This window comes from Myxococcales bacterium, from assembly GCA_016699535.1.
Classification (GTDB): Bacteria; Myxococcota_A; Polyangia; order Polyangiales.
The window spans coordinates 957,569-974,233 of sequence record CP064980.1 but is presented as its reverse complement, the minus strand read 5'-3'; the positions used below and the strand labels follow the sequence as shown (position 1 = coordinate 974,233).

At 50.0% G+C, this 16,665-nt stretch carries 15 protein-coding genes; 6 read left to right on the top strand and 9 right to left on the bottom strand.

Annotated elements, in window-relative coordinates:
- Nucleotides 1-96: 96 nt before the first annotated feature.
- The 6 genes from IPJ88_04630 to IPJ88_04605 all read right to left on the bottom strand — a co-directional run bounded on the left by IPJ88_04630 (nucleotide 97) and on the right by IPJ88_04605 (nucleotide 5,619).
- The gene (locus IPJ88_04630; GenBank protein QQR91023.1) at nucleotides 97-1,725 is read right to left on the bottom strand and encodes a hypothetical protein; all 1,629 of its coding nucleotides are present in this window, start codon (nucleotides 1,723-1,725) and stop codon (nucleotides 97-99) included.
- Nucleotides 1,715-2,149 carry a hypothetical protein gene (locus IPJ88_04625; GenBank protein QQR91022.1) on the bottom strand — a complete coding sequence of 145 codons (435 nt, stop codon included), beginning with the start codon at nucleotides 2,147-2,149 and terminating at the stop codon, nucleotides 1,715-1,717. Before IPJ88_04625 ends, IPJ88_04630 begins: the two co-directional genes overlap by 11 nt.
- A complete protein-coding gene (locus IPJ88_04620) occupies nucleotides 2,107-3,243 on the bottom strand; it encodes a hypothetical protein (GenBank protein ID QQR91021.1) in 1,137 nt (378 codons plus the stop codon). The genes IPJ88_04625 and IPJ88_04620 overlap by 43 nt, the downstream gene beginning before the upstream one ends.
- A gap of 334 nt (nucleotides 3,244-3,577) precedes the next feature.
- Nucleotides 3,578-4,450 (bottom strand): hypothetical protein, encoded by an 873-nt coding sequence (locus IPJ88_04615; GenBank protein ID QQR91020.1) that lies wholly within the window; start codon nucleotides 4,448-4,450, stop codon nucleotides 3,578-3,580.
- Nucleotides 4,451-4,634: 184 nt separating this feature from the next.
- The gene (locus IPJ88_04610; protein ID QQR91019.1) at nucleotides 4,635-4,973 is read right to left on the bottom strand and encodes a hypothetical protein; all 339 of its coding nucleotides are present in this window, start codon (nucleotides 4,971-4,973) and stop codon (nucleotides 4,635-4,637) included.
- A 169-nt stretch (nucleotides 4,974-5,142) separates the two neighbouring features.
- Nucleotides 5,143-5,619 carry a hypothetical protein gene (locus IPJ88_04605; GenBank protein QQR91018.1) on the bottom strand — a complete coding sequence of 159 codons (477 nt, stop codon included), beginning with the start codon at nucleotides 5,617-5,619 and terminating at the stop codon, nucleotides 5,143-5,145.
- 417 nt (nucleotides 5,620-6,036) lie between these two features.
- Between IPJ88_04605 and IPJ88_04600 the strand changes: the two genes are divergently transcribed.
- The 5 genes from IPJ88_04600 (at nucleotide 6,037) to IPJ88_04580 (ending at nucleotide 11,424) form a co-directional block, all read left to right on the top strand.
- Complete coding sequence (locus tag IPJ88_04600) at nucleotides 6,037-6,933, top strand: hypothetical protein (protein ID QQR91017.1); 897 nt, start codon at nucleotides 6,037-6,039, stop codon at nucleotides 6,931-6,933.
- A complete protein-coding gene (locus IPJ88_04595) occupies nucleotides 6,933-8,609 on the top strand; it encodes a serine/threonine protein kinase (protein QQR91016.1) in 1,677 nt (558 codons plus the stop codon). The genes IPJ88_04600 and IPJ88_04595 overlap by 1 nt, the downstream gene beginning before the upstream one ends.
- 64 nt (nucleotides 8,610-8,673) lie before the next feature.
- The gene (locus IPJ88_04590) at nucleotides 8,674-9,777 is read left to right on the top strand and encodes a hypothetical protein (protein QQR91015.1); all 1,104 of its coding nucleotides are present in this window, start codon (nucleotides 8,674-8,676) and stop codon (nucleotides 9,775-9,777) included.
- Between the two features lie 46 nt (nucleotides 9,778-9,823).
- Nucleotides 9,824-10,894, top strand: a complete 1,071-nt coding sequence (locus IPJ88_04585; protein QQR91014.1) for a hypothetical protein — start codon at nucleotides 9,824-9,826, stop codon at nucleotides 10,892-10,894.
- A 2-nt stretch (nucleotides 10,895-10,896) separates the two neighbouring features.
- Nucleotides 10,897-11,424, top strand: coding sequence for a hypothetical protein (locus IPJ88_04580; GenBank protein QQR91013.1), 528 nt, complete (start codon nucleotides 10,897-10,899; stop codon nucleotides 11,422-11,424).
- A gap of 164 nt (nucleotides 11,425-11,588) precedes the next feature.
- On the opposite strand, the gene IPJ88_04575 is transcribed toward IPJ88_04580, so the two are convergent.
- On the bottom strand, nucleotides 11,589-13,118 hold the full coding sequence (locus tag IPJ88_04575) for a CDGSH iron-sulfur domain-containing protein (protein ID QQR91012.1): 1,530 nt from the start codon (nucleotides 13,116-13,118) through the stop codon (nucleotides 11,589-11,591).
- Nucleotides 13,119-13,420: 302 nt separating this feature from the next.
- Here IPJ88_04575 and IPJ88_04570 point away from each other — a divergent pair, with 302 nt between their 5' ends.
- Entirely contained in the window at nucleotides 13,421-14,542 is a 1,122-nt protein-coding gene (locus tag IPJ88_04570) for a hypothetical protein (protein ID QQR91011.1), read from the top strand.
- A gap of 90 nt (nucleotides 14,543-14,632) precedes the next feature.
- On the opposite strand, the gene IPJ88_04565 is transcribed toward IPJ88_04570, so the two are convergent.
- Together IPJ88_04565 and IPJ88_04560 are read right to left on the bottom strand one after the other, a co-directional pair.
- Nucleotides 14,633-14,977 (bottom strand): hypothetical protein, encoded by a 345-nt coding sequence (locus tag IPJ88_04565; protein QQR91010.1) that lies wholly within the window; start codon nucleotides 14,975-14,977, stop codon nucleotides 14,633-14,635.
- Between the two features lie 391 nt (nucleotides 14,978-15,368).
- The gene (locus tag IPJ88_04560; GenBank protein QQR91009.1) at nucleotides 15,369-16,640 is read right to left on the bottom strand and encodes a hypothetical protein; all 1,272 of its coding nucleotides are present in this window, start codon (nucleotides 16,638-16,640) and stop codon (nucleotides 15,369-15,371) included.
- Nucleotides 16,641-16,665 lie beyond the last annotated feature (25 nt).

Below are 16,665 nucleotides of genomic sequence, written 5' to 3'. Positions count from 1 at the left end.
GTAGCATCACCGCACCGATGCCACCACCCACGATATTGTTCAGAGATGTCCCCGATCTCAATGCCATTTAAATAAACGTTGTTCTGCGTTGCCTATCTACTCATTCATACGAAGAACAAGACTGTGTACATTGTAGGTTTCGTTTTCACTACCGATTGACCCGGTTCCAAAATCATAGCGGTCGTTAAAAGTCCCCACGACAGTGATGGCGCCATCTTCATCGGCGGAGATCGCATAAGAACTACCGGTGCCAAAGCTATAAATCCAGCGGCCCAGACCGTCAGGGCTCAATCGGTAAACAAACATGCCAGTTGTGTCTTTGTCGACCTGCATACCTGTGCCAAAAGTAATGGGGGCTTGAAATGTACCAGTGACATAGAGGTCGGCGCTTGGGCCGATGGCCACGCCGGTGGCGCTAGCAAGTCCGCCACGACTTAGTTTTATCCATTGTTGAGCACCATCTTTTAGGCTCCATGCTCCAACGAAGGCGCGTGAAAAAGATCGGCGGCCAGCCATGAATACAGAATCGTCGTTTATAGCGATACTGTTTGCATCATCGCTATAGCCGCCACCGTAGCTGTTGGCCCATTGAAGCTCTCCGGAGTTCAAATCAAGCGCCATGATGAATACGTCACTGTCGCCTTTGTTTTTTAGTTCGATGTTTTCAGAAAGCTTAACTGTCTTATCAAACGCTCCGGCAGCGATCACGAGCTCATTGCGGTAGATGGCAAGTGCTCTGTTCTGATAGCCACCGTTTAAAGGAAAGGCTTTAGACCACAGGTGATTTCCATCCCCATCAAGTTTGGCCACAACGAGTTCCTCGGTGGGGTTTCCTTCTTCATCTTGAGCACTCTGTAGCAAGGGAGCCTCTGGGCCAAATTGAATCGTTTCATAAAATTTACCTTCAACAATGCAATTTCCAGACTCGTCTATAGCTAGTGCGAAAACGCGATCTACATAGCTCGGCCCACCAAAGCCCTTTACCCACACAATTTGTCCAGTGTTTGCATCAAGCTTGGCCACAAAGAAGTCTTGCGTATAATTACCATCGCTATCCACCGTGCTTGATAAACTCAAAGAGTCAAAGGGCATATTGTATCCTCTGAATGCTCCACCGATATATATAAAGCCAGAAGCATCCAGAGCTAAGGTGCTTAATATACTGCTACCACCACCTCCAAGACCGATCGACCAGCGGTGAGCACCATTGCTATCGTAGCTAGCCGCAAAAACACCAAGACCTTCTAACTTTGGAAGACTATCTCCACCGTAGAATGCCGGATTATCTGAAGAAGAAGAGTAATACGCTCCAGTGACATAAATGTTCTGATCTGCATCGATTGCCAAGTCTGCAGCAATATCCGTTGAAACACCGCCGTAAGCATTGGCCCAAACGGTCCTGAGGGCCTGGCAGGATCCAGTGCTATCAAGACAGTATTGTTGCTCCCCACACTGCATATCACAGCTGCCACATGCAGAAGGCAGCAACAAATGCTTTTCACAACCATTGGAAGCAATCTGGCTAAGATCACCGTCGCAATCGACGTAAGCCTCTTGGCATGTGTAAGAGCATGCTCCATCATCGTCGCAGTAGGCTTGCGTGTTGGCTAGCTCAGGACAGCTGCAATGCTCCGCCGTGGCAGCAGGGCTTTGCGATTGCTCACAGCTCAGAGTCAGCAGCCACAAGAGCAGCAACACTTCTGCAAAAATAGTTTTACTGCGCATAACTCACCTCGGCAACAAAGGTCGACGTCTCGAGACTGCTTGTGCGAGTGTATCCAATTAAGCGAACACTCGTGTCTGCTGCTACATTGAGCAAGCCTGCGTAGCTTTGCTTGTCTTCAAAAGATAAGCTTTGAGTCCAGAGTCCACTTCCATCGCTAGTGCTCAACGCACTGACAAACACACTCAGTCCATCGCTTTGAAGAGGCTTTTGCGGGTCAAAATAAAGCGCACCATCAAAGGTTCCGGAAAGGATTAATATATCGTCGGTATACCATGCTAGATCGCTACCAATGCCATAGGTTGCTTCGATAGAACGAAACCACACATCACTTCCATCGATGGATTTGAGCGCCGTAGCAAACAAAGAGTTGTATCTATTTCCTAAAATGAAAATGTTGTCGGCATCGTGAATCGCGTTTTGCAAATACTCATTTTCAAACGATCGACTCCACAAGGGCGTGAAGGTTTCGCTGAATTGACTATATAACTTCCAAACGATTCTGATCCAATATCAATGTCAATGTTTTCAAACACGGCTTTTTCGTAGCCTCGTCCCAATAGGTAGATTTGCTCGCTTTCATCGACAGATAAAGCGTAAGATGAGAATTGCGTTCCTCCTAGAAAGGCTTTTGCATCAATGACTTTTCCAGACGAATCGAAGCTAGCCAAAAAAGGACGTGGCCCATAGATATCGGGATCGGACACCGGTGAAGTAATGCTCACATCGTTCATCGTCATCGTTCCTTCAAACAAACCGAGTAAAAAGAGATTTCCCGATGAGTCCAGCGCTAGTTTGCTTCCACGATCCGACAGCTCTGTTCCGTAGGTACTAAACCATTGGAGTTGTCCCGTCGTTGCAGCCAAACAAGCAACGAATATATCTTCCGTAGGTTGAGTGCCATTCGGAGTGCTTGGTGTTAGATACACATCGTTCGTTGTTGTTCTAAAGTCTACATTTTCACCGCTGTAAACACCGGTTATGTACACAAGTCCATTGCTCTCATCTGCAATGATGTCGTTTGCCAAAGTGATACTGCCATTTGGCCAGACCCTACTACCGCTCACACTAAGCTTCCATCGAATCGAGCCTGTCTCATCGAAAGCTATAGCGATATCGGACTCTCCACTGGTGTCATCAAGTGCAACGTAATTGAACGAACCCGCAATATAGCCATTACCCATTGAATCAAGTGCGGACCCGTAAACAGTTCCGAGGCTTTCGGACTCCCATGTTGAGTTAAGCGCGACGCATTGATTGGTGGAAGGCGAGCAAGCGTAGCCTTCGTCACATTTTGGATCGCAAGCTCCGCACTCCGCGCCCACCGGACAAACCAGATCACTTGTGTATTCCGATTCTTGAGCACAGCTGCTACCCACATTGACAAAACCATCTGGGCATTGCGTGTTGCCCCCGCATGCCACGACAAAGAGCAATGCGACTTGTGCGTGGAACCTGCTTTCCAACTTAAAAAAAGTCTTTATCTGGGCTATCGACTTCACGCTGTTTCTGCTTTGCATGCCGCCACCCTAAGCGTAGTTACTCTATCCTGTAAAGGTACTATTTTTGCCTGGTCGTGTCGTTCGGGACTGTGCACCACAGCTAAATAGATCAGGCGGTTCTGGGAACGCCTTACGCAAATCCAATCAATCTTACACTCTAGTGAACAAGTTGAGTGTGCTGTCCCTGGAACTCCGAACGCTACTCTTTCACAAGGGTGTCAGGTCGCTTCATGTAGACAACAGCGTTCAGGGTATGCCCATCTTATCGATGCATTTTCTCAGAAAGTGTCTACATGAAGCGACCTGACACCCTACCAGGCTTCCTCGCTAGAGCACTGGGTTGCAGAAAACGCTAGTTGCTCGATGGGCTAAAGCATTCGGTTTGAATATGAGGGCACTGGGACACGCTGCTCCGAAAACCACCAAGCGTTCCCTGTTCTGCAAGCCTTTGAGAAAGTCCCGTGTAGTTGTTCTCGATAGTTGCCATGCGCACCAGGATATCGATTGTGGTTGCGGCTGCTTGTCGAATCCGGCTGTAGCCACTGCCCGCTGCCACGGCAAGTACCAGTTGTACGCGTGACATGGCATGGGCAATATCCAGAGTGGGCCCAACGCCAAGACCATAGGCTGCACGGAAGCGGTCTTCGGGGGCCACATCTTGTCGGAAACCTGCAAGCCGTCCGTCGTCGGTAATGCAAGTGGATAGGCAAACGTTAGGCTCGGTGATACCGAGGCTAACAAAGTAGTCGACGGTTAGATTTTCGGGAGTCTCGTAACCGCTCGTGTCCACAGAGGCAGCAAGGACCGTATCAAGCATGGGCGGGTTAAGTGCTGCTGATGCATTGGCCAAGAAGGTCTGTAGTATTAAGGTGGCTTGCTCGGCAAACGCCTGATAGACAGCGTGTGGTTGCGTCATCCATACGTGTTGGATGAAGGCGAGTTGTTGCAAGGTCGTCCAGTTTTTTTCAGGTAAATCTGTTTCCAGGTAAAGCGCAGTTGGGACAGTAATGATCCATGCTGCCACTAAGACTTCTGCAACAATTGCAATCCCAAGTGCAACCACTGCGTCACGGAGTACCTGAATGAAATTGCCCGCTTCGGCTGTAAAAGCATCGTCACTCATTTCGATGGCGGCTTCTTGTGTTTCTGAAGCACAACTCACATTGAAGGACAACGTCATACAAAGAATGACAATGAGTGGAAATGAAAAAAAGGATTTGGGCATGGAAGACTCCTTGCCTGAGAGTTGTTGCAAGGATCAGACCAATTTTTCCTGCTGATTTTACTGACTAATGTTTCTTGAACTATTGAATTGCGATGGGGTCAGTCCTCAGCACCAGCGAATCGCTGCCCTCAACGCGAGGCCGTGCTGATGAGAAAGGTGTCAGCAAACGTCTTAAGGAAAGATGTTAGTCTGCAGGCATAGTCCGAAAAGAACAGTCATCCCGCAGCATGGCATTGACGATGCAAAACAGTTTGCGGGACGCTGCTGTGATAGCCACTTTGGGTGGCTTTCCTGCTGCGATGAGTCGTTTGCTTTTGGCCGAATACCAATCAAGCGCATCGATGGACTCGACCAGCTTGGCTAAGTCGCGCAGCACATGGCACAGATTCCAAAGCCGCTGAACAATATCGTGAAAAGGTGTCGAAGCGCTGCATGTAGACAACTTATCTTCAACACTAATCTTAGCGCCTTCAAATCCATGGCATTGCCAAAGATGTCGCTTTATAAGCACTTTTAATGACATTCATGTCTTGTTTTAAGCATTTTTAATGCCATTTCCGTCTCTTTTACAATACTTTCCATGCCATTTCTGCCATGCCGTCTCTAGCCTCTCGTCCTTATAGTAGTGAGTACCGTGTGCGAAGAGGGCAAAGCGGGATGGGTTGTCGCGTGCTAGGCTTGGTTTAGTGCGCTTAGTTGTAAAGACGGCTTTGTTGTTTGTGCTCTTGTTTGTAGTTGCGGCTGTTTTTGCACTTGGGCAAAGCAATGCTGGGCGCTGTCATAGCAATCGGGAGTGCGGCGGGGGCGTGTGTCGATCGGGACTGTGCACCACTGCAGGCGGTAAGTGTTACAGCAATCGGGAATGTCCTGGCGGTGTGTGTCGAAGCGGGACATGCACGACTGCAGGTGGTAAGTGTTACAGCAACAAAGAGTGCGGCGGCGGTGTGTGTCGTTCGGGGCTGTGCACCACTGCGGGCGGTAAGTGTTACAGCAACAAAGAGTGTCCTGCTGGCAGTTGTAGGAGTGGACAGTGCACGACCGCTGGCGGCAAGTGTTACAGCAACAAAGAGTGCGCGGGCGGTGTTTGCCGCAGCGGCATGTGCACCACTGCAGGCGGCAAATGCTACAGCAACAAAGAGTGTCCTGCCGGCAGCTGCAGAAACGGCCATTGCACCACTGCTAAATAGATAAATAAAAACCAAGGGACGGATACTCAGGATCCCTCGGTTGAATAACAAAATGACCGAAACCCAACATCACAAGTGCTGTCTTGCTACCTGCATGATCGGGGGACGGATGCAACTTGCGTGTGGGCTATTGTCTTGACTCAACCCACACAGCTAAACGCGGCTGATTAATGGAACTTGTTTTTCATCCGTTGTTGATATGTGGCTTGTTTGAAGAGCTGGTGTGGGACTGTGTGGTGTCTTGTTCCGACTTATCTGCGCTTGTTTGTAAACAGGCTTTTTGAGCCGGGCGAGGCACGTGGTACACTTGATAAAGGAATGAAAACGCGATCCCGGAGTGCGATAAAGTTCGCTACATGCTGCTTTTGTATCTTTTACGCGCTAAGCGGGAGTCCCGCCTTGATTGCCGTGGCTTGTGCGCAAACAAACGACGCTTCGCTTGAGAGACGAAAGGGCGCTGCCGAAGCGTATGACGCGGGAGCAGCGGCGTTTTTAGCAGAAAACTACGAAGTTGCGGCGCGATGGTTTGATACGGCTTACCGTCTTTGGCCATCAGCCATAGCTTTAGGACAGTCCATAAGAGCTTATCTCGCGACCTCAGATCTACCAGCAGCTGCCAATCGCGCTTTGCTTCTACTGGAAAAGTTTCCAATGCATCCAGCAAGCGTTGATGTTGGGATGCCCACTCTTAAGCGTGCTGAAGATGAGCTCGGAAAAATTCGTGCAAGGTGTGAGGCCTGCACCTTGCTGGTCAACGACCGTTTGGTTGAGCAACGTGAATTTTTTGTTCTACCCGAACAAGAAATTTTAGTGTCAGCTGAGTTTTCATCGGGCGTGGTGAAAAGGCGACTTTCCCTGAAGCCGCAGGAGGTCCTCGATGTGGAGCTGCAAGCCCCCGCTCAAAGTGAAACAGTTGACGAAGATAGCAATCTACAAACAACTCTAAAACCTGCATCAGGGGAAAAAGCCTCGGAACCCAAGCAAGAGGGTCTAAGCCCCCTGTTTGTCTATACGGGCATCGGGCTAAGTTCTATTTTGCTCGGTCTCACCATCTGGTCAGGGATGGATATGCTCGCGGGTATCGATGATTACGAGAACAACCCAACTGCAGAGGCCCTCGATAAAGACCAAAGTAAAGAACTGCGTACTAGTTTATTCATAGGCGCAACAGCGCTGAGCGTCCTTGCGACGGCCACTGTGGCTCTGTTTTTTACGGATTGGTCGGACGGTGACAAGGGACTCAACGTGGCGCTAAGCGATCACGCTGTTGGACTCAACTACCAAGGGTCCTTGTGATGGCGGCCGAGCAATCCACTGCCAAATCTTTCGGCGAAGCTAACCTCAGTGGGACAAGGCTTGGGCGCTACCAACTTCTATGCCCACTTGCGCAGGGCGGCATGGGAACGGTGTATGCAGCCCGCGCTCATGGCGCTGGTGGCTTTTCTAGGCGTGTGGCAATCAAATTTCTGAACGCAGGTTTTACTCAGGATGAGGCTTTTGTTGGCATGTTCCTCGATGAAGCTCGAATCGCATCTCAAATCCACCATAGTAATGTGGTTGCGATACTTGATGTCGCAGTGTCTCAACCACATGGCTATTTTATTGTGATGGAGTATGTCCAGGGTCATCATGCTGGAACCCTGTCCAAAAAGAGAACGACGGATGAGCCACTAAGCGTTCCGATTGTTTCGCGTATCGTTTCCGATGCGTTGGCAGGGCTCAATGCGGCTCACAATCTTTGTGACGATGAAGGACAACCCTTGGGTCTAATTCACCGCGATGTTTCTCCGCATAATATTTTGGTCGATATTGATGGCGTTGCGAAGCTTAGCGATTTTGGAATTGCAAAAGCCAACAGTAGACTCACCACAACAACCAATATCGGTGATTTTAAGGGAAAGCTTACTTACGCGGCACCAGAGTATTTGCTTGATCACAAGGTCGATCAACGCTCTGACCTTTTTTCAATGGGAACTGTACTTTGGGAGATGCTGACAGGGAAACGTCTGTTCGACTCGGATACCAACAGCGGAAAGATTGGAAAGCTACTAAATGCAAAGATTCCGCTTGTCTCGGAGATAGATAATGCACTTAAACCTTTGGATGAGGTGGTGAGCAAAGCTTTGGCGCGTGACCCTGAAGAAAGATTTGCTTCCGCTGAAGATTTTGCCATCGCTTTGGAAGAAGCAGCGAAGCATTTTGGCGGGCTCGCCTCGCATCGTTTGGTTGCACAAAAAGTGAAGGAGACCGCGCCAGAATTGTTAGCGCGCCGCGATGAAGCTATTCGCGAGGCTTCCGAGCGGCTTCCTGTGTCTTTTGAGCGGGAATCGGAAACGACCGCCTCAATTCGCCGAGAAATGTCGGAAGTCATGCGGGCCTCAAGAGAAAGAATTGATCCATGGGCAACGGATTCCAACACACCGACGCGTCCGGAAGCTGCGCTGTCGGCGAGTTCACAAAGGATGTCAGGGTTAGCTTGGCGACGCTCTAAACTACGCAAGCTGGCTTTGGTAGGCAGCGTTGGTATCGCTCTAGTTTTAGCCGCTCTCGCTTTTCTGATGATCTTTCGATCAACACCAGACCAGCCTGACGCTGCCCGATCAATAAGCACTTCCCTTCCAGAAGACGACAAGGCCTCAGCGGGCCCGGGCAACGTTACGACGAGCGTTGAAGGAAACGTCAACCATGGCAATGCCCTAAAGAGCCCTGAGGTTGATAATTTGGCTACTAAAGCAGTGACTGATGAAACGCCTGACGACGGGAAACGCAAAGTGCTCCAACCCGAATCAAACAGTGGTTCTAAATCGGTATCGCAAGGAGTCAAGAATGCGAAGCAAGTTATTGCTAAGGATGCTAAAACTGAAGCCAAGGAAGCAGTTCAGTCGAAGAAATCAGGCAATAAAACGGGTGATGACACTCGGCCTCCGGGCACAACAAGCAGCAATGCGCTGTATGATAACCCTTACCGGTAAACACAGAAATCGAACGAAAGCTTTGTGACTAAACAAAGCACTCCAAGAATGGTAAGCAAACGACGTGAGTGCAACGCCAAGACGAAAAAAAACAATTGGCGCTTCGAAAGTGATAGCCTGGCTTCTGCTTGCCCTCAGTTGCGCTTCTTGCAAAGTTTATGATCCGGAACTTGTTGCGCAAGCATGCCAGCTAAAAAGCATTCCCTCGCGGCCAGCGCCAACTGGGGGCGACTCAAAAAGCGATTTGGTATTTGTGCTGGCAAACCTGGAATGGCTAAACCAAGATGGTGCAGCCACAACACGATCTTATGATCTCGATGGAAGCTGCACTAGGGCGCCCAACTTTGACAATGCATGTGTGACTCAAGACAATCTTCCTATTGAGGATGGTGAGCAAGGACAGGACAATGTGTTTGCTAAGAGGGTGACTCCTTTTATTTTTTCGGTATTTCCGGAAGCTGCTACTAATTTTCAGGTAGCACTGGAGCAAGGCGTTGGAGCCGTTTGGGCTAAGGTTCACAATTGGAATGGAGAAGTAAACGATAGCGAAGTCCAAGTTGATATTGCACAGACAGTGTTCGGTGTACCAGGTGATTTGTCGAGTGAAGTTGACCCGGGACAACTAGGGACTCCGCTCGATGCAGATTGGCCCTATGCTCCCCCCATTTGGAACGGAGACGATCATTTTTGGTTACGGGCCAGTGATTTTTTTTCCGGAGGCCTGGCGAAGCCAAGATTTGTCGACGATGATGCTTACATCAGTGAGGGCACCCTGGTCGCTCGGATTCCGGATCAGTTTGTTTTGAGTTTCTACGATAGCGAACGCAAACTTAGTGTTATTTTAGTGAACGCGTATCTGATAGCTGAAATCTCAATTCCCGAGCAAAGCATCTTGGAGGCAAGCATCGTTGGGTCTTGGCGTCGCTCCGACGCCCTCACAGCATTACCCGACTTCGGTCTTTGCCCCGATTCTGTGCAGGTAGACTTCTCGGCGTTGCAACGCTTCATCGATTCGAACCTTGATCTGTATACGACGGGTGGTGTGGGATCTTCCGTCCCTTCATGCGACGCACTGAGCATCGGCCTGCACTTTTCCGCATACAGGGCTAACACTGGCGGATTACACATTGCGCCTGATATAAATGCCTGTGTAGGGCAAGGTACGTAGTTCATCTTCCTCTTGAGTTGCGCACCTAGTGCATTAGACTATAGAAGTGGCTCGCGTCTTTTTGCTTACGCTTTGTTCAGGCTTCTTTGTCGCTTGTTCGGTATACGATCCGGGCCTGGTGGCTAAGCAGAGCCAAAGCAGCTGCACTCTAAAAAAGCTCCCAACTTCGCCGAGCCTCACCGATGATGGCGAAGATATTGGCGAACTTTGGTTTGCAACCTCCAAAATTCGTCTGCAATTAGATGATGGTGAATGGCAGGAAATTGGTTTCGATATTGATGGTTTATGCACAACCGCAGACCAGCCACTTTCCAGTTGTATGAGCGGCGCAGGGACTCCAAGCCTCGATGGTGATGGTGGTGTCGACAACGTTGTTGCCCAACACGTCATGCCTCTTGCCTTGTCAATTGCGTCCGATTTGGAATCCGATCTGGAGCACTCACAGAGACGCGCGATTGATTCTCCAACGTTGGTGATTTATGGCTGGAATGGAGAAGATAATGATCCACTTGTTTATTTGAGTTTTAGTCAGTCCGTCTACGGTCTACCGGCCGGTACAGAAGATTTAGCCAATCCCCTGAGCGTACATGCTACGGATAGCGATATTGTTTTCGAGGAACTCAATTGGGATGGTACCGACCGACTGTGGTTAGATGAAAGTCGTTTTGTACAAGGCGATATCAACAATCCGGTCGATCGCGTTCCGGGATATATCCGTGACCGCCAACTTGTTGCTCAATTGCCGAACCGGCGCCGTTATGCAACCTATGGTGAGAAATACGGTATTGACCTCGTGCTTACCGATATGAAAATCTATGGAAAAATATCGAAGGACAATCAAGAGATCTCGCCGCTGTTATTCACCGGACGCTGGCCTGTCGGTGAATTTATCAACACGATGTTGGTCTCAGGTGTTGGTTGTAAACAGGGTGACGTCAGCCTCTATCTTGAGCAGCTTATCGACAGTGTTGCTGATGTACGAGAAGATCCGTCGAGCACGAATGCGTCCTTGGCTTGCGATGCCTTGAGCATGTCTTCGGTGTTTGAGGCTCACCGTATCATCCCGGCCGGGCTCGCGCCACGTTATCCACCACAACCGAGATGCTCGGAGCAATAGCCTTGGAAAAATCTATGCGAAAAACACTAAATCGTTTCCTTTTGATTTCTCTCGTCACTGCACTGTTCTTGATGCCAGCGTGTGCAGATGAATCATCAAGTGATGGTTCGGATACGGCAACCGGTTCAGCAAAGACTGGCCAGTTGAGTCTAACTCTCTCAAGCACAGTTCCCCCTGGATCGGGTGGTGACGGAACGGGCGATTTGTACATTACCCTCGTGAGTGATTGCGATCAGCTGGAGCAACCTGAAGCGTTTGTGTTCGGTCACATCGAGTCTGACGTGACGGTGCCGGAGTCGGGGGCTGAGTTGGTTTTAAGTTTTGAAAATATCGCGCCTGGGGAACACGGCCTCGTCGTATTTCTTGACGATGTGACCAATGCATCTGCTGATTCACCCGCACCTGGAAAGGGGGATATGGTTGGTTTCGAGGGTTTCGGACCGCGGTGTGTTCCCGCGAGCATCGTTGCAGGGGAAAAGAGTTCTGTGGTGTATGAGTTCAATCTCGTATTGCTCTTCGACTTACCATAGCCAGCGAATCGAGGAACCGAAGGGGTGATCATTTTGAAGCAGATTTTCTACCCGGTTTTGTCAAACGACGACTTTTGCCTGGCTTCGTTTCAAGCATGCCAATGAATCGTTCTGAACCAGCAGCACAACCCGTACGTCCATGCTTTCGAAAAAGGTCCACCATCTCAGCTTAATTCGCTGCCTGGTGCACCGGCGAAATTCACACCACTTAGCTCGGCCATGTCTTTTTTCCAGCTTACAAGATCATCATGGCAGAGTTTGTTTAAATGATCGTGGCCGCAGGCTCGGGCTAGAAGTTTCATCAGCTCAACTGAAGCGCCCAAGAAACGCGCCAAGTGTTGTGAAGCCTCATCGATATTGATCTTCTTTCGCAGTTCAGGCTTTTGTGTGGCAATGCCTGAGGGGCAGTTGTTGGTGTTACACATGCGGGCCCCGACGCAACCGATGGCCTGTATCGCGGAGTTGGCGAGAGCAATGCCGTCTGCGCCAAGTGCCATGGCTTTGACAAAGTCTGCTGGTGTGCGCAAACCACCCGTTACGATCAAGGTAATATCGGAGTGTCCGTTGCTGTTCAAGAAATGTCGGGCGCGAGCTAGGGCGGGGATAGTGGGCACTGAAATGTTGTCGCGGAAGATCAGAGGCGCAGCACCGGTGCCGCCGCCTCGACCATCCAAAATGATGTAGTCCGCACCCGCTTCGATTGCAAACGCGATATCTTTTTCGATGTGTTGCGCCGAAAGTTTAAAACCAATCGGGATACCCCCGCTAAGTTCTCGCACACGGCGCGCAAAGTTTGCAAAGTCTTTGGGCGTGTTGAGAGCCGGGAATGTAGCAGGCGAAATTGCTGGAGTGCCTTCCTTGAGTTTACGGACCTCTGCGATTTTCCCGACCACCTTGTTTGCAGGCAGGTGACCACCTGTACCTGTTTTTGCGCCCTGGCCGCCTTTGAAGTGAAAGGCCTGCACCTTGCTCAGAAGCGCTTCGTCATAACCAAATTGAGCCGAAGCGAGTTCGTAAAAATAGCGACTGTTGCTCTGTTGTTCCTCAGGGAGCATGCCTCCTTCGCCGGAGCAAATGCCCGTGCCGGCAAGTTCTGCGCCGCGTGCAAGCGAGATCTTGGCTTCTTCGGAGAGGGCACCGAAACTCATGTCCGATACGAAGAGCGGAATGTTGAGCGTCAGCGGTTTCTTTGCGCGCGGGCCAATGACCAGATTGCTCCCCACCGGAGCGTCATCAAGCAAGGGCTTGCGGTGCAGTTGAGCCGTTACAATTTGGATGTCATCCCAACTCGGAAGCAGCGTGCGCGGCACACCCATCGCGCCCATTTCGCCGTGATGGCCAAGCTGACTTAGTCCATTGCGCGCCAGCTCGTGAATAAACTCGACGTACGGTTCTTCTGCCGAGCTTCGGGCACCAACGCCCTCGCGTGGTTGTAAGACGACTGTTTCCTCTTTCGGTAGTTTGGCGTGAGTGCCGTCACAATACGGTGGATTGTTTGTATGCTTGCACATGCAAAGATACACATCACCATCTTCCTCGGCGACAAATTGTTTCGGGACAAAAGCACTGCCTCGGTGCGATCCATCGCAGAAGGGCTGATTTTGCGATTTTCCGCACGCGCACCAATAGTACTCTTGGCCTTTGCGCACAGAAGTCTTTTTTGGCGCACGCGCTGCGATCTGCGGAACTTTCATCTTAGCACTCCTGTTTTAATGCTCGCCGTGGTGGCACGCTCCACCACCTGTACCACACTCCATCGTGGAGCGCGGCAACAAATTGAAACAGCTAGTCCTTCCAACGTATTTTTCTTCGCATGCCATGCATCTCCCGTTGGCATGGGACGATGCTCTGGATCACGGAAAACACGATAGCAGTTTTTTGAACGAGATCGTTGCATCCGACAGGTGGGTGGCTGTCGTGAGACCTGCTGGCAGTTGCTACTTGTTTTGGCATGTAATTTTGCAATGTGATGGAGCTTTGTCTTAGAATTCAAAACATGAACACGCGCAAAATCATCTCAACAATTTTAGTTCTCGTTTCGCTGCTCATCACTGCTGCTTGCTCGGAAAGCAAGACTAATTCAGCGGAAGATAGCGGTAGCTCATCATCGCAGTTTGACGTTCCAGAACTTGCACCGATCGTACGCGAGGCGACCCCTGAGCACCTACGCTCTGCTGCCACTGCAAATGCTTCGATAGTGCAAAAGATTAAAAAAACGTTGGCCGAATTGTTCATTCTAAAAACGGCGCACGCGCAAAATTCTTCGAGCTACGACAAAACCACCCCGAAGGGTGCGATCGAAGCCATGTTCAAGGACACCTATAATAAGTTATCAGGCGGAAGCGCCGAAGGGATCATCAATGCTGCGGTTGAAGACTTGGATGCGCGCATGAGCGAAATCAACCAACGCCAAACCGGAACCGCACCGTGCTTGGCTGCAACGGCGGCCACTCACGACATCAGTATCACCGGCATCGATGCGCTTAGCATCCAGCTCGATCTGCAATGCTCAGACTCATTTGACAGCGAAGGCGACATGAGTGGACCCGGATCGGGTATGGCCTTTGGCCAATCAGGCAGCAGTCAGTCACTATGGCTCTATCTCAATCAACAAAACGATGAAGATCGCTTCGGTTATTTCGCCACTGTACAACCTGCTTCTGCAGGGTCCGACAAGAACGCCGTGGATTTTGTGATGATGGAAAACTTCCCTTCCTTCAACCGCATTTCCGGCTATCGTGTCAAGGCAAACGCCGAAACCGATACCTTCGAAGTGAACTACGCCGCATCAACCGAAAATGGGACGCATTTGCATTGCGGAATGCAAATGATCTCGGATGGCACGATGATTTGGGTTGAAGGAAAACACGTTGGCGCAGGTCCAGGGGACTGTGCAGATGCAAGCGCAGTTGCGTTGTGCTTTTCGGCTGCAGACATGAGCGAGCTCGATAGCTCGGACTGTGCTTCTTTAGCGAGCAGCTTCACGATGACGGGATTCACTCCCGAGAGCCTCACGTCAGCTGGGGATGAAATCGCCAGCAGCCTCCCAGTCGCCAACGCTTCGAACAAGACCCAGAGTTTCACCATCGTTGGTCCGGACGTCGACCCAGCACAATAGAAAACGTGTCGGCTCGAGTAATTCAAAAATGTTCTGTAACTATGGAATCGTTTGCTTCTAGGAAAGCGTCACAGAACCGGCTCAGATGATCTATCGCACAGCTTCAACAAAAAGGGAGTTATTGGGCTGAGTTGAGTCGAACAAGTCAAGATCGGTCAGAGGAGGAAACATCGACTGTCCACGACGCGAAGGATAAACCTCGCTAAAACCAACTTGCTTGAGTAAGTCGATGATTTTATCTTCATCCCACCAGTTAATGTGATCTCCTGGAAAATCCTTACGAAATTCAAGCCCCTCAACCAACCGCTCCATGAATTCGCGATAAGATAGTTCTTTTATTAGTTGTTCAACTTCGGCAGGTTGCATTCCTGACACAGCATGTTTGTAATAACGACATCGTGGTGTGGCAATCTCGCGAACAATGTAATCGTTCAATCGCTTTTCGCACAGTACAAGTTATTGTCATAGCCATGAAATGGTAGCTAATAATTTCAAAGAACTCTACGTCTATGTGACTCTCACTTGAGCAAATCAGGGTGCTTCCTTTTTAATACCAGGGCAAAATAGAGCGTTAGGCGGTGTTGAAGCTCCGAAGCTCGGACTCAAATTTGCGCTCTTGATTCCAGCTAATCGTATTTTAGCTCAGAAAAAATGAATCTTGAAGATATTCCCGCCCTCGACTGAGCCATACTTTGCATTCGTGCGGGCTTACATCTTCCGCGCGTTTCGCATTGAGGGACAGACGCCTTCTTGCGCTATACTCGGCGCCTGTCCCTCTTTGCTGACGGTTCATTTTCGCAACGCTTTTCCAAAAGCAAGCGTCAGGTTAGTTGATGTCACCTGAGGCGTTATTGTTGAAGGTGTTTCCACTCTGCGTAAGGTCACCGTCGGGGTAGACGTACACTCCCCAACCGACACTGTTCGTAATGGTGCTGTTGGTAAAGGTTAGCTTACCGTAAACATCATTCGCCGCACCAACAGCAACTGTTGCTGGATAAAAGAGGCCCTCTGAACCAAAGCTCGCGTCATCGCCGCCACCGCCGTCGAGTTCAACCCTGTCGAGAAGGTTGTTTGCGCTTGTATTTAAAAATCCAAGACCCAGCCATGGGCCGTTGTTTAGCTCGCCTTGAAATACAATCGGCTCCTCAGTAGTGCCCTGAGCTGTAAGTGATCCCATTTCCTCCACGATAAAACCAGTGTCTTCTTCCATGTGGATATTAACACCTGGATCGATCGTCAGCGGTGCTTTGATGTTTAAAATGTCAGCGGTGACTGCATAACTGGTAGGGCCAAAACGATACGGCGCATCCAGTTTCTTGAGAGTCATTGCAACGCTAAGGCTGCCTCCGGTAAGTTCAATCACATCATGCATACCATTAAGAGTACTACCAAGGTATGTTGAAGCAGCGTCGAGATGTCGCGCTTGTGCAAAGTGCAGAGTGACGGGAGATAGCGCGATATCGTCAAAGGTGTTGTTGGAAAATCCAGTCAAATCCGCTGGCCTGCCACCTAGACCGTGTCCAGCGCTATGCCGAAAAGTGCAATGATCAATGACAACCTTCGCCTCCGCATTGTAACCACCCAGCGCTACCAAAGCCACAGGAGCGGATGTATTCAGCTCATCACCGCCACCGTATTCAACCACAGCATAAGACAGTCGGTTGTTTTCTGATGTGGTGCCGTAAAGGATTCCGTTCCAAAAACCAGGAATTTTTTCTTTGCCGGTAAAGACAATTGGCTGCTCTTCTGTACCGACGGCGTACAACGATCCTTCACGCTCAACAGCGATGCCCACACCCTCCGTGAACTCAATGGTGACGCCAGGCATGATGGTAAGGTCAGACCAAGCTTCGAGATCCCCGTACCCTTTCACAATGTAGTCAGCCTGATCTGGCAGCGCGGTGGTGTTGTACAAAACCAAAGGTTCGCTGATTCGGCCCGAAAGCTCCAAAGGCTTGCCTGGCCAATCAACGAGCTTTTCTCCTTCTTGTCTATCGGTAGGGGTATCAGTTGGTTCAGAGTTTTTTGCCCCTGAGGTCTCAAAACTGCAAGCACCGGTAAGTGCAAAGGTTAAAATCAATAGAAATAGCTTTTTCATGGATGCTCCTGCGTTTTACTTCGGT

Coding starts and splice junctions, on each gene's coding strand:
- IPJ88_04630 (QQR91023.1), bottom strand. CDS start 1,725: ATGCGCAGTAAAACTATTTTTGCAGAAGTGTTGCTGCTCTTGTGGCTG.
- IPJ88_04620 (QQR91021.1), bottom strand. CDS start 3,243: ATGCAAAGCAGAAACAGCGTGAAGTCGATAGCCCAGATAAAGACTTTT.
- IPJ88_04615 (QQR91020.1), bottom strand. CDS start 4,450: ATGCCCAAATCCTTTTTTTCATTTCCACTCATTGTCATTCTTTGTATG.
- IPJ88_04610 (QQR91019.1), bottom strand. CDS start 4,973: ATGTCATTAAAAGTGCTTATAAAGCGACATCTTTGGCAATGCCATGGA.
- IPJ88_04605 (QQR91018.1), bottom strand. CDS start 5,619: ATGGCCGTTTCTGCAGCTGCCGGCAGGACACTCTTTGTTGCTGTAGCA.
- IPJ88_04595 (QQR91016.1), top strand. CDS start 6,933: ATGGCGGCCGAGCAATCCACTGCCAAATCTTTCGGCGAAGCTAACCTC.
- IPJ88_04575 (QQR91012.1), bottom strand. CDS start 13,118: ATGAAAGTTCCGCAGATCGCAGCGCGTGCGCCAAAAAAGACTTCTGTG.
- IPJ88_04570 (QQR91011.1), top strand. CDS start 13,421: ATGAACACGCGCAAAATCATCTCAACAATTTTAGTTCTCGTTTCGCTG.
- IPJ88_04560 (QQR91009.1), bottom strand. CDS start 16,640: ATGAAAAAGCTATTTCTATTGATTTTAACCTTTGCACTTACCGGTGCT.